Annotated in this window: 11 protein-coding genes; all 11 read right to left on the minus strand. The window is 38.7% G+C overall.

Annotated features, from left to right (window positions below):
- Positions 1-30: 30 nt before the first annotated feature.
- Entirely contained in the window at positions 31-1332 is a 1302-nt protein-coding gene (locus GJ691_RS00635; RefSeq protein ID WP_154362720.1) for an MFS transporter, read from the minus strand.
- Positions 1333-1409: 77 nt separating this feature from the next.
- Positions 1410-2078, minus strand: coding sequence for a bifunctional 4-hydroxy-2-oxoglutarate aldolase/2-dehydro-3-deoxy-phosphogluconate aldolase (locus GJ691_RS00640; protein ID WP_154362722.1), 669 nt, complete (start codon positions 2076-2078; stop codon positions 1410-1412).
- A gap of 18 nt (positions 2079-2096) precedes the next feature.
- Positions 2097-3137 (minus strand): sugar kinase, encoded by a 1041-nt coding sequence (locus tag GJ691_RS00645; RefSeq protein WP_154362724.1) that lies wholly within the window; start codon positions 3135-3137, stop codon positions 2097-2099.
- Positions 3138-3161: 24 nt separating this feature from the next.
- Positions 3162-4568 carry a glucuronate isomerase gene (gene uxaC / locus GJ691_RS00650; protein WP_154362726.1) on the minus strand — a complete coding sequence of 469 codons (1407 nt, stop codon included), beginning with the start codon at positions 4566-4568 and terminating at the stop codon, positions 3162-3164.
- Positions 4569-4581: 13 nt separating this feature from the next.
- The gene (locus GJ691_RS00655; protein WP_154362728.1) at positions 4582-5367 is read right to left on the minus strand and encodes a gluconate 5-dehydrogenase; all 786 of its coding nucleotides are present in this window, start codon (positions 5365-5367) and stop codon (positions 4582-4584) included.
- A gap of 10 nt (positions 5368-5377) precedes the next feature.
- Entirely contained in the window at positions 5378-6214 is an 837-nt protein-coding gene (kduI, locus tag GJ691_RS00660; protein ID WP_154362730.1) for a 5-dehydro-4-deoxy-D-glucuronate isomerase, read from the minus strand.
- Positions 6215-6520: 306 nt separating this feature from the next.
- Positions 6521-7141, minus strand: a complete 621-nt coding sequence (locus GJ691_RS00665) for a response regulator transcription factor (RefSeq protein ID WP_154362732.1) — start codon at positions 7139-7141, stop codon at positions 6521-6523.
- 844 nt (positions 7142-7985) lie between these two features.
- The gene (locus GJ691_RS00670) at positions 7986-9686 is read right to left on the minus strand and encodes a PorP/SprF family type IX secretion system membrane protein (protein WP_154362734.1); all 1701 of its coding nucleotides are present in this window, start codon (positions 9684-9686) and stop codon (positions 7986-7988) included.
- A 185-nt stretch (positions 9687-9871) separates the two neighbouring features.
- Positions 9872-11116 carry a TolB-like translocation protein gene (locus GJ691_RS00675; RefSeq protein ID WP_154362736.1) on the minus strand — a complete coding sequence of 415 codons (1245 nt, stop codon included), beginning with the start codon at positions 11114-11116 and terminating at the stop codon, positions 9872-9874.
- Between the two features lie 420 nt (positions 11117-11536).
- Entirely contained in the window at positions 11537-11719 is a 183-nt protein-coding gene (locus GJ691_RS00680) for a zinc ribbon domain-containing protein (RefSeq protein WP_154362738.1), read from the minus strand.
- Positions 11720-11721: 2 nt separating this feature from the next.
- On the minus strand, positions 11722-13077 hold the full coding sequence (locus tag GJ691_RS00685) for a TolC family protein (protein WP_154362740.1): 1356 nt from the start codon (positions 13075-13077) through the stop codon (positions 11722-11724).
- Between the last annotated feature and the right edge of the window lie 38 nt (positions 13078-13115).

Consider the following 13115-nt stretch of genomic DNA (forward strand, 5'->3'; position numbering starts at 1 on the left):
CTTTTTATTAAACTCTTACACCAAAAAATATTATTCCTTAATAAGATTTAAATTTTCATCCAACGGCCTCATTTTGGGCATTAACAAGTGCACAAAACCTAATAGGATCAAATAACTGGAACCAGCAATCAAAAATGCCCAAAAGTACCCGGTATTACCGGCCTGATCCAATACCGACCCCAAGGCCTTATCAGCAACGATGCCGGCGACAGCACCTATCATACCCCCAATACCGACAACCGAAGCTGTCGCTTTTTTTGGAAATACATCAGAAACCAGGGTGAAAATATTGGCCGACCAAGCTTGATGCCCTGCCGCACCAAGACCAATTAAAAATATAGCTATCCACTTACTTTCCGTAATCGCGACAAAACTCACTGGAAGGATAATCAAGGCACATATAAGTAGTGTAATCTTTCTAGCCTTATTAACGGTCCATCCTTTTCTCATGAACGCCCCGGAAAGATATCCTCCAAAAATACTACCACCATCAGCCAAAATATAGATTACGAAGAACGGTAACGCAATATTTTTAATATTCACATCAAAAGTGGCAGCTAAGAATTTGGCTCCCCAGAAAAGATAAAACCACCATACGGCATCGGTTAATTTAGCCAAGCCAAATGCCCATGTCTGACGTTTTCCCAGAACACTTTTCCAAGGTAATTTCTCATTGTTTTCTGCAACGGAATCGCTCTGAATATAAGCTAGTTCCTCTTTGGAAACCTTAGGATGAACTTCCGGTTTCTTATACATTTTCAGCCATAATCCTACCCAAATGGCACTTAGGGCACCTGTAAGTAAAAATGGAACCTGCCAGTTTTGTCCATTTTCGTGAACGATCCAACCGATAACAAAAGGAGCGGCTATAGCACCAATACTTGTTGCAGCATTAAAAAGCCCGGTAGCAAAAGCCCTGTCTTTTTTAGGGAACCACTCCGCAGTTGTTTTAATGGCTGCCGGAAAGTTCCCAGCTTCACCAAATCCTAAACCAAAACGGGCAGCGGCGAATCCGATCACGCTGAAACCCGGACGTACCAAGGCATGCAACATTCCGAATATACTCCAAATAGCGATAGATAATGTGTATCCCTTTTTGGTGCCCAAACGATCGATCAAACCTCCCATCGAAAGCAACCCAACAGCATAAGCCACCTTAAATGAAATCATTATGTTCGCATAATCACTGTTGGTCCAGTGAAACATTTTTTCCAGGGTAGGCGCCATTACACCGATAATACTCCTATCAAAGTAGTTAATGGTCGTTGCGAACATCAACAGCGCTAAAATCCTATAGCGATAGGTTCCTATTTTTTGAGGGTTGTCTTTCATTTCTTTCCTGTTTGGTTTTATCTTTATTATTGAACTACTTTTTAAAACATTCTTTTGCAAAATATTAAATCCTTATTCTACTTTCTCAAATCCTTAATTAAATCTAGGGCAGCTTTCACATTAGCCGTTAGTAGTTGATAATTTTTGGTTTCCAATATTTCTTTAGAAATCAATTGCGACCCCATTCCCACACATGTTACTCCGGCTCCGAACCAACCTTTAAGGTTACTTTCCTCTGTACTAACCCCTCCAGTAGGCATAATGCTTGTCCATGGTTGTGGCCCTTTAATCGCTTTTACGAAGCCTGGACCATAAGTAGAACCAGGAAATAACTTAATGATCTCACAGCCAAGTTCTTCTGCGCGGTTAATTTCGGTCAATGACCCACATCCAGGAGACCAAAGTACTTTTCTTCTATTACAAGCGATAGCAATATCTTCCCTTAATGAAGGTGTTACTATAAAATTGGCCCCCATCTGCATAAACATACTGGCCGCACCAGCGTCGGTAATGGAACCAACTCCCATGATCATTCCTGGTAATTCCTTAATAGCGTATTTGTTCAATTCTGAAAATACCTCGAAAGCGAAATCGCCCCTTGCCGTAAACTCCATTAAACGGGCTCCCCCGTCATAACAGGCCTTTAGTACTTTTTTTCCCAATTCGATATCGGAATGGTAAAACAAAGGAATCATCCCTGTTTCTTCCATCACTTTTGCAACATGTAATCTTGAGTATTGTGCCATAATGTTTGTTTTCTTTTATTAACGTGCTACCCTACCTGAGGCATCACCTCCCATTAATTTTTCAACTTCATCCACAGTTACTAAATTCGCATCACCTTTTATAGTATGCTTTAAACAAGAAGCCGCTACGGCAAAGTCCAACGCATTTTGATCGTCATCAGGATATTGTAAAAGACCGTAGATCAATCCTCCCATAAAAGAATCCCCACCACCGACGCGGTCCACGATATCGGTTATTTGGTATTGGCGGGTCTCATACATTTTCTTACCATCGTAGAGAACACCTGCCCAAGTGTTATGGGATGCCGATATTGACCCTCTTAAAGTAGTGATTACTTTTTTTGCTTTGGGGAATTTTTTCATCATTTGTTCACAAACAGAAAGAAAAGCCTCTGCCTTTACATCATGACCGTCTTTATGCACATCCAAACCTTCCGGATGAATTCCAAAATGCTTTTCGGCATCTTCCTCATTACCTAAAATAATATCACAATAGGAAGTAAGTTCGGTCATGATGGCCTCACGATCACCACCGTAATTCCATAATTTGGCCCTATAATTCAAATCTGTAGATATAGTGATTCCCATTTCACTGGCCACTTTAACAGCTTCAAGACAAACATCCGCAGCACCTTGGGAAATTGCCGGGGTTATACCTGTCCAATGAAACCAACCGGCACCATCAAATACTTTTTCCCAATCGATCATTCCCGGTTTGATCTCACAAATGGCCGAGTGTGCACGGTCATAAACCACCTTACTACCTCGGCTTACCGCACCGGTTTCTAAAAAATAAATCCCTAAACGATCACCACCAAAAACAATGTTCTGTGTATTCACTCCTCTTTTTCTCATCTCCATAAGAGCACACTCCCCGATGTCATTTTTAGGAAGGCGTGTAACAAAATCAACAGGCACTCCGTAATTCGCCAAAGAAACGGCAACGTTAGACTCACCCCCACCATATACTACATCAAAACTATTGGTTTGTGAGAACCTTAAAAATCCCGGAGGGGACAATCGAAGCATGATTTCACCGAATGTTACTACTTTTTTCATACTGTTTAGTTGGATTATGATTTTTTAAAAATTGAAATATTCTTTTGCATTGTGATATGAGATATCCTGAATAATCTTCCCTACCCATTCCATATCATTTGGCAATTGCCCATTTTGGATCTCGGCACCAAAAAGATTGCATAAAACACGTCTAAAATACTCATGCCTAGGAAATGAAAGGAAACTACGGGAATCTGTAAGCATTCCTATAAAACAGCTTATCAATCCCATATTCGAAAGAGCGTTCATTTGCTTGGTCATCCCGTCTTTTTGATCCAAAAACCACCAACCGGACCCAAACTGCACTTTACCCTTTATACTTCCATCGTTGAAATTACCGATCATACTAGCCATAACCTCATTATCGGCCGGATTCAGGTTGTAAATGATGGTCTTAACCAATTTATCCTTACTATCCAATGTATTCAAGAAAGCGGATAACTTTTCGGCCTGGGGAAAATCCCCGATGGAATCCCAACCGGTATCAGGGCCAAGTAACCTATGCATACGTGCATTGTTGTTCCTTAATGCCCCTAAGTGGAATTGTTGTACCCACCCGTAATTATGGTAGGTTTCTGACAGGAACAATAAAATAGCACTTTGAAATTTTGAGGTCTCTTCACCCGTAAGTTCCTTACCACTTCTTTTCTTGGCGAAAATCGCCAATATTTCAGACTCGGTATATGACTCAAAATACATTTTATCCAATCCGTGATCACAAAGCTTACAACCGTTTTTATCGAAATAGGCTATTCTATTTTCCAGTGCCTCGCACAATTCACCATAGGTATTGATCTCTTGGCCAGAAGCTTTGGCCAAAGCATCTATGTAATCGTTATACCCATCGTGGGAAATAAAAATGGCCTTATCAGGCCTAAAAGCCGTACTCACTTTAAAATCCAAGTCTTTTTTAGCTATTGCCTGATGGTGTTCCAAGCTATCCGTGGGGTCCTCGGTCGTACAAACGACCTCAACGTTGGCCTTTCTCAAGAGGTTTTGACAGCTATATGCTTGGGAGCCTAATTTATCAGCTGTTTCTGCATATATTTTCTCAGCGGAATTTTCATTTAGAAGATCATAGATGTCAAAATATCTGGCCAATTCCAAATGTGTCCAATGATATAGTGGGTTACGCATGGTATAAGGCACGGTTTTGGCCCAATGCATGAATTTTTCCTTATCGGACCCATCACCTGTAATGAATTTTTCCTTTATACCCAATGTACGCATGGCCCGCCACTTATAGTGATCGCCATTGATCCATACTTTGGTCATATTACCGAAAACCCTGTCATCTGAAATCTCGTTAGGCGGCAGGTGGTTGTGGTAGTCTATTATAGGTTGATCCTTGGCATAGGTATGATAAAGTTCCTGTGCGTATTTATTTTCTAACAGAAAATCGTCGTTTATAAACGTCTTTATTGAAGCCATATTTAATACTTTTCTACTCGTTAGCTGGTTTTCCTATTGTGGCTAAAATACCTCCGTCAACGTATATGATCTGACCATTAACGAAATCACTTGCCTTTGATGCCAAAAATACCGCCGCACCGACCAAATCTTCAGGATCTCCCCAACGGGCAGCAGGGGTTCTACTGATTATAAAATCATTGAATGGATGTCCGTTCACCCGAATAGGTGCCGTTTGCGAAGTTGCAAAGTACCCAGGCCCAATACCATTGGTCTGAATGTTATATTTTGCCCATTCGGTAGCCATATTTTTGGTCAACATCTTTAATCCGCCTTTTGAAGCCGCATACGCCGAAACGGTATCCCTTCCCAATTCGCTCATCATAGAATTGATATTGATGATTTTACCTGCTCTACGGGCAATCATCTTTCGGCCCACATATTTAGAAACGATAAAGGGTCCTACTAAATTTACATCTATTACCGCTTCGAAATCCTTGGTCTCCATATCCTGCATGGGAACCCTCTTAATGATACCGGCATTATTAATCAAAATATCTATGGGGCCTACTTCATTTTCAATTAAATCTATATGCTTTTCTACTTCTTTATCATCAGTGACATCAAATACATACGTATGAACCTTAAGCCCTTCTTTTTCATATTCCTTTTTGGCCTCTACCAACATATCGGCCGAATTATTGTTTACGATCAGCTCGGCACCCGCATGCCCCAATCCTTTGGCCATGGCCATTCCCAGACCATGTACTGCACCGGTGACCAGTGCCCTTTTTCCACTTAAATCAAATAAACTTTTCATGATATATGTATTATTTCAATTCGTTAGGTGCACATACGTCCATATCACCATAATCCAAATTTTCCCCCGCCATTCCCCAAACAAAGGAATAATTACAGGTACCCGACCCTGAATGAATTGACCATTCAGGTGATAGAACCGCTTGATTGTTTTCAATAAAAATATGGCGTGTATGCTGAGGTTCCCCCATAAAATGACATATGGCCTGACCCTCTTCCAAATTAAAGTAGAAATAAGCTTCCATACGCCTACTATGGGTATGTGCCGGCATGGTATTCCATACATTGCCCGGCAAAAGTTCAGTGAGTCCCATTTGCAATTGGCATGTTTCTACAATACTATTTACAATAAGCTTGTTCAACACCCTTTTGTTGGCATACTTTTCATCACCCAATTGCACAACTTCAGCATCTTTCGCACCGACTTTTTTTGTCGGGAATCTTTTGTGTGCCGGGGCAGAATTTATATAAAATAAAGGTTGCCCTTCCCCTAAACTTGAAAAAACAACATCTTTTGAATCCTTACCCACATAGAGTGCCTCTTTGGTATTGAGCTCATAATCTTCCCCGTCAACAGTCACTTTTCCTTTTGCCCCAACATTTATCACACCCAATTCCCTTCTATCCAAAAAATTCTTGGACTTAAGGTATGGTATCGTCTCTAATTTCAAATCTTCATTAACGGGCATAGCACCCCCAACAATGTAACGATCGTACATTGAATAGGTCAATTGTATCTGATTTTCAACAAAAAGCTTGTCTATTAAAAACTCCCTACGTAATTCTTCTGTCCCATATTTCCTAGCATCTACGGGATTTGCAGCGTATCTGAATTCGTGTTTTGTCATTTTTTATATAATTTGCGCAATCGATTACGCGAATATAATCCATTTTTAGGGAATTCAAAAAAATAAGCAGCCAATATTTGACAAAAGAAAAGTATTACCACTCTTCTTTGTTGTATTCGTACTTACTTAAATAGTAATCCGAAAAGAACCTTGATCCTTAAAAAAATATTGACAAGGCACCCCATTAAAGAATTCTTTGAACACCTTTAAAAAAACCAAAAACGCCCCCATACCCTTATGGCTAGGTATGGGAGCGCATGGAAAATTGAACAAGTCAAAATAATCCTCTAATGTACGATAGCACTTTTACAATTGCCGTAGCTTAATCAAGGCCTCTGATTTCGAATTCACATTTAATTTTAAATAGATATTCTGTATGTGAAAGTTTATGGTACTGGTAGTAACGAAAAGTTTCTCAGCAATCATTTTATAGGTTGCTCCCTTACATAAAAAATCTATGATTTGGTTTTCCCTATTAGAGAAATCCTGATATGACTTTCCATTTAAATTCTGTATTACCTTTTGGACAATATCATTGCTCATTGCCGCTCCTTCGTACTTAATTGAATTTAAGGCGTTATGCAAGCGATACTTGCTCAATGGTTTGGTAAGATAACCATTGGCCCCTTTTTTAAAGGCCCTTTTCACAAGTTCAAAGTCAGAGTTACCACTTATCATTATCACTTTTACATATGGGTCTTTTCTTCTAAACTTCTTTATAGCCTCTATATGATCTTCATTGTCCAAGACCGTTTCAGTCAAAATAATATCGGGCATAATGGTACTATAATCATACAAGGCCTCATCCGCTGACCCATATAGCCCTACAAGGGCGTAGTCCTTAAAACTCTCAAAATAAAACCTATAACCTTCTTGAAGCTCTCGATCATTGTCAATAATGATAATCTTTAATGCATTTGCTTTCATAATTTGGGGGGTATTTTTGTTACATATATTTCTGTTTACTAAATTTTGTTCATTTCACGACAGGGAGCATATGTATGGCTTGTATGGTGCCATACAAAATGATGCAACAAGACAATAAGGTTCTTTCTGACTATTGGAAATAATCAGTTAAAACACCAATAAGGTATTTTCAGAAACAATTTTAAGAGTAGAAAATCTAGAGGAATCCCACTAAAAAAAATCCGCTATTGTCCAGGCAAAAATTTAATTGCGCCTAAAGACCGTACGATGCGATTGATCTGGATTTTGAAAAAAAACTGGATGTTTTTCTTTTGTTGGAACATCAGGCCGCGATTGCCGATGCAAGTTGTTTTTTGCTAAGTACAAAAAAACGCACTTTTCTTTTCTGAGGTACTGTAGGTTATGGTTCGCTTCCATTTCTTGGGGGGATTTGGAGGTTAATATTGGTTGATTTTTGTTATACAATGATAGTCAATATTGACCTGAAATTATATTTATTGTAGCTGTTTTCGTTCAAATGCACTATGTGTTGAAACATTATGCATAAAAGATCATTTTTATCATCAAAAAACCAGAAAATCCTTAATTAACCCTTAAAATTGAAAAGGAGGGGAAAAATACTATCCCCCCGGATACCCCTCCTTTTTATCAACCCAATCAGAAAATCTTTATATGCTTTAATGTTTTGTTTTCCCTAAGTAAAAAGGAGGGAATGAATGCTATCCCCCCGGATACCCCTCCTTTTATCTACCCAATCAGAAAATTTTTATATTCTACAATGCATACTACTTGTTTAGTAGATTCTAAATGCACCTTAATTTTTAATCCAATACCGTTTAGGTTACTAGTCATCATATAAATTAGCAGCTGTAGCCGTGGTGTTTTCAACCTGCATGATCCACTTCTCATCCCTATATTCCCCGTGTAGGTTAGACACAACAGCCGTTTCAGCATCTTTTTTAATGTCATAATCGGCCAAGTACACATAATGAAGTCCGTTTGCTTTATTAAAGAACTGTTTCGCATTCAATCCTTGACGTTTTAGGTCATCAATAAAGGCATTTAAGTACTTCTTGTTTTTATATACATTTACAATAACATAGTACCCGGTCTTTACCCCGATTATATCGGATTGGTCCAACACTTTTATTGGCAACTTCACATAATCTTTATGCTCCATTTCATTCAGGTTGGTCGTTGACTCGGCTTTATTCGTATTAGTAACCAAAACCGTACGGCTTTCAGTACTGAATTCCTTGTTATTTGTTTTAACGTTATTCTTCAGGTCATTTCGTAATACGCGTACAATGGTTTCAAAACGTTTTTCAAATTCTTTGTTCCTTGCTTTTTCCAAAGAATCCTGTCTTAAAATAAGTTCATCCAAGATCAAGCGGTTTTGATAAGCAAGGTCATTATTGTCAACCACTTCCCTATCCATGTTCTTGGTAAGTGAAGCTTTATCATTGGTTACCTCAGCCTCAGATTTTTGGGCCTTACTTTTCTTTTCGGCCCTAAGTGCCAATATCTGCTCTTCATAATTCCTAACAATACGATCTATTTTTGCATCTTCGGATGTATCTGCATAACTAGAACTACTATCACCACTATCCTTAAAAGTATACGCCAAAGACACCTCATGGTTAAATCCTAAATCGGCATCTTCTTGCTTTATATCCTTCTCCATTAAGTAACCGATAGACATTTTTTTACTGATATTGAAACCAAGTCCCATTGACAGGCCATAGGTGTCGTCTAAAGTAGTTTGCAACCATCCGTAATTAGGCATATCCAAAAGTAAAGAACCTAAATAAGCCATTGAATTATCGTCATTTCTCCCTACTTGTAACAAGGGCATTAATCGTGCATTTTCAAACAATCCCCTATTGGCCCCAAAAGAATGGGTATACTGTAAAGATGCTTTAACGCTTTTATCATCGAACTGTGTTAAAAACTCATTGGTAGTTTGATTGAATTTAAAAAGGTCCTCTGCATACAACCCAAAATCAAAACTTCCGACAGATAAGGTAACACCAGGTTGAATGGCAATTTTACTTTGCTTGTTCGCTTCCAAGACTTCGGGATCACTCTCATTGGTAGTTATCCTATTTTTATCCAAACCTTCATTATAGTAGGAAATGTTTGTTCCAAAAGTCAGTTTGCTTTTAGCACCCAAACGGACAGCAGTTGCATAATTCGCATTGAAACCGAATTCTTGAACAACTCCTTCCCATTGACTGTACACCCCTATACCCAATGCGGTATTCTCGTTTAACTTATTACTAAATCCCAAGAAATAGTTTTGGCTATTGTCCTCGAAAGTCGCATACTGGTTTCTATGAAGGATATTGAGGTATGATTTGTTTTCACGAACCAACGAAAACGTCGGGTTGATCAAAAAACGGTTAAAGAACAATTGATTGTGGTATGCACTCCGAGAGCTCAAACCTGAACTTTCCTCCTGTGCGAACGAGGAAAAGAAGCCTAGCATTATGCAAAACACCATCAGCGTTCTTGACCTATCCATTAATGTAGTATAGCAACTCATCTTTGCGAAATTTTATATTAGACTTTTTAACTTTTACTCTCCAAAAAACAGTGTGTCTTTCGGGCCTTGGGCTCTTTCGTAAAATATTTAGAATAAACCTATATATACCCGAGTATTCGTGTTATTGGATTTTTGAAGTCCCAAGGTTTTGAATTTTACCCCAAACTCCTTTACAGATCTTTTTCTTACTCATCTTCAAAGACCGATGAGCTTAAATCCATTTTTGATTCATTATTGATCGCTTCCAGGATATTATATGCCGTATTCTCTTCAGGTATATGGTCCCCGGGTTGGCTATACGAAAAGGCCACCTGATGCAGATCCCCTGCTGATTTGCCACGGCTAGATATAACATAGGCCATATCATTTTCAGGCATGAACCGAACAGCATAATCATCTTCACGGCTATTTAGGGTATCTCCCAGATTAATAGCCAATCCCACATTAGTGCTATTCACTTGGGCCATATAAACATCAAGGCCTCCAAGTCCTTTTCTCCCATCCGAGGCAAAGAAGAGGGTCGACGTACCAACTATTCTAGGGTACATATCGTTTTTCTTGGTATTTACCTTTTCCCCCAGGTTCATTGCTACCCCTAATGAACCGTCTTTGCGTATATTCGAAACATAAATGTCGTATTTACCATAGCTTCCGGGCATATCTGAAGTAAAGAACAATCGTTTCCCATCATAAGACACTGCCGGGTGAAGGGCTGAGGAATATTTTGGGCATACTGCTATTTCCCTTACATTTTGCCACCTACCGTTCTTTTTATCCGCACGATAAATCTTATGAACAACCTCCTTTTTAGAAAATATCCCGATAGGTGGTTTAACGTAAACCGCCTTACTGAAGAAAGCCGTTTTACCATCTGCAGTTAAACTTATGGGTGCTTTGTAACCGTACCCTTCTTTCAGCTCTTCTCCTAAGTCATCATTATTGGCACCTAGCAATTGACTTTTCATATTCCCCTGAAGGATAAGTTTTGAGTCTAACCGACGATATTTATTATCATGAGAATTATTGGATTCTTCAACCTCATAATCCCTTCGAATGGCAGCAAGCCAATCTTCCCTGTTCATTGCGACCGCCGTTTCTGAATCGGAAGTTTTCGCCACGGTATATTCATATCGCTTTTGAAACCCCTTACTTAAGGTCCCCTCTGCACTTACGGCCCTGAACTTTTCATACCAGAATAGTGCGGTTTCATAGTTTTCGGCTAAAAAATGGGCATTACCCAAATCTTCGAAAATCTCCTTTTCTTGGTACCCCAATTTTTTTAACTTGATAAAATCATCGGCACGTTTATTCTTCTCATAAACACTAACAGAATTGTTTTCCGGTGTTTTTGTGCGTTGCGCATTCAAAGAATAGCAGAAAAATGAAATAATGAAGGCAAATGTTACGTTGTAGGTTATAGTATTTTTCATAATGATAAGATATTGGGTTCTTATGGGTTCAAAGTTCACCAATAGTAACCAACCTTGTACTAGTAAAAATTCACAGGTTTTGGTATTTTTTGGCTTTCAAAGTGGTATTTGAACGAATTTATTAATCCCCTCAACCAAATTTTTTGCTTGTTTTAAAAAGTGATTACCGTGTTTTATCACTAAAACTTATTGAACAAAAACCCTCCCTTAGACTCAAAATCAATGATATACATCGTGCATTAGATCGTTTTAAAACTGCCCAAAACAGCTTTTTTGCACAAAAAATCAAAAATTGACGTAATAAGCAAGGATGATATTGATCTCATTGTCAAAACCAAAAATAGGAAAGGGAAGAGCCTTAGGAAATGCCCTGAATAAAGAAGGGGCAAACAAAAAACGGGCTTTGAGAAATGCTGTAAATTACTGTTCTAAGCTTTTCACCTCAAAGCCCACTAAATTATTATCATTGAATTGTGGTGTAATATCCATTGGGTTACAACAGACTTCACAATCCTCAACATAGGTTTGACTTGATATTGAAGAATCTAACAGTATGGAAATCTCTTCCCAGCAATACGGACATTGGAAAAAATGCTCGTACATTTTTAAAGCTCCACATTCAACAATTGCCCGGTAAGCTGCAGTAACTGAAGTTCTGCCAATTTGGCCTCGTATTTGGCCAAATTCTTATTGGTCTGGGCATTCAATAAATTTATCTGGGCCTGTCTGAATTCAATAGAGGTTATTCTACCCAATTGAAACTGCTCCTTTGAGCGTTCAAAATTATTTTGGTTGGTAACAACGTTTTGTTCCTGAATGGTATAAATGACCAGTTTGTTTTCATAGATAGCCATAGCATTCTGAATATCGCGATCTACTTCAAGTTCAATTTGTTTTTTAAGCAGCTCTTGGTTCTCATAAGCTATTTTAGCATTCTTGACCCGAACATTGGTACCTCCACCATCAAACAGGTTCCAAGAAAGACTGGCTCCCAAATCAAAACTGGTATTGTCGGTATTGGTACCTGGAAAAAAGGCCGATTGGGCACTTTGGTTCAAATTCCACCCATAGGATCCACTTAACCCAATAGTAGGGAGATAGCCCGACTTTTGTACTTTGATATCGTATGAATTGATCGCAAGATTCCTTTCGGTCTGCAATAGGGAAACGTTATTCAACTTTGCCTGCCCAACGAACTCCTCCAATTTGATTTTAGGAATAAAAGTAACCAAGGTATCAACAGTATATAGCATGTTCAAATCCTGACTCAAAAGCACGTTAAGGTCCCGTTTTGTATTCGCCAGTTGTTGTCTTGCATTCAATACATTTATACTATCATTGGTAATATCGACTTGGGCATTTAGAATATCCAATTTTGTACTTTGACCATATTCAAACGAATACTCCGAACGCGTATACCGATCCCTTGAAATATCAAGTGTTTTTCGCAATACATTTTCATTTTCGGTAAGCCTTGCTATTTCATAATATACACTGAAAAGTTGTACTATGGTATTTTCTATTGTTTCCCGCGCCTGTAGTTCGCTTAGTTGATATTGCTCTTTCAATCTTTTATAATTGTAGAATCTACCTAGGCCATCGAATAGCGTATAACTTGCCGTTAAAGCGGAGGAATACGATTGGGCTTCTGCCTTATCGAGTTCAACATCTTCCCTAGGGGTGCCATCTTCGTTGAACTGTCCCGGAAACTCAATAACGGAATCATCCCTACTGTAACTTGCACCGGCAGAACCTGTAAGTGTCGGCAAATAACCGGAATTCATGATTCCTTTATTATTCCCGGCAACCTCAACTTGGTTCTTGGCCACATTAATACCGTAATTATTTTCCAAGGCTAGTGCAATTGCATCCTCTTTGGTCAATACTTTTTCCTGTGCCTTAAGACTTACTCCAAAAACACCTATTAAAGCCATTAAAAAGGCAACTTTGTTTTTAATCATGTTCGAACGTCGTATTTTATAATGTTCTTCGTTATACA

The sequence above is a fragment of the Maribacter luteus genome (assembly GCF_009674825.1).
Lineage (GTDB): Bacteria > Bacteroidota > Bacteroidia > Flavobacteriales > Flavobacteriaceae > Maribacter_A > Maribacter_A luteus.

Excerpts from the sequence above, each read along its gene's own strand:
- GJ691_RS00680 (WP_154362738.1), bottom strand. The coding sequence starts at position 11,719 with ATGTACGAGCATTTTTTCCAATGTCCGTATTGCTGGGAAGAGATTTCC.
- GJ691_RS00655 (WP_154362728.1), bottom strand. The coding sequence starts at position 5,367 with ATGAAAAGTTTATTTGATTTAAGTGGAAAAAGGGCACTGGTCACCGGT.
- GJ691_RS00665 (WP_154362732.1), bottom strand. The coding sequence starts at position 7,141 with ATGAAAGCAAATGCATTAAAGATTATCATTATTGACAATGATCGAGAG.
- GJ691_RS00640 (WP_154362722.1), bottom strand. The coding sequence starts at position 2,078 with ATGGCACAATACTCAAGATTACATGTTGCAAAAGTGATGGAAGAAACA.
- GJ691_RS00685 (WP_154362740.1), bottom strand. The coding sequence starts at position 13,077 with ATGATTAAAAACAAAGTTGCCTTTTTAATGGCTTTAATAGGTGTTTTT.
- GJ691_RS00635 (WP_154362720.1), bottom strand. The coding sequence starts at position 1,332 with ATGAAAGACAACCCTCAAAAAATAGGAACCTATCGCTATAGGATTTTA.
- GJ691_RS00675 (WP_154362736.1), bottom strand. The coding sequence starts at position 11,116 with ATGAAAAATACTATAACCTACAACGTAACATTTGCCTTCATTATTTCA.
- GJ691_RS00670 (WP_154362734.1), bottom strand. The coding sequence starts at position 9,686 with ATGAGTTGCTATACTACATTAATGGATAGGTCAAGAACGCTGATGGTG.
- kduI (WP_154362730.1), bottom strand. The coding sequence starts at position 6,214 with ATGACAAAACACGAATTCAGATACGCTGCAAATCCCGTAGATGCTAGG.
- GJ691_RS00645 (WP_154362724.1), bottom strand. The coding sequence starts at position 3,137 with ATGAAAAAAGTAGTAACATTCGGTGAAATCATGCTTCGATTGTCCCCT.
- uxaC (WP_154362726.1), bottom strand. The coding sequence starts at position 4,568 with ATGGCTTCAATAAAGACGTTTATAAACGACGATTTTCTGTTAGAAAAT.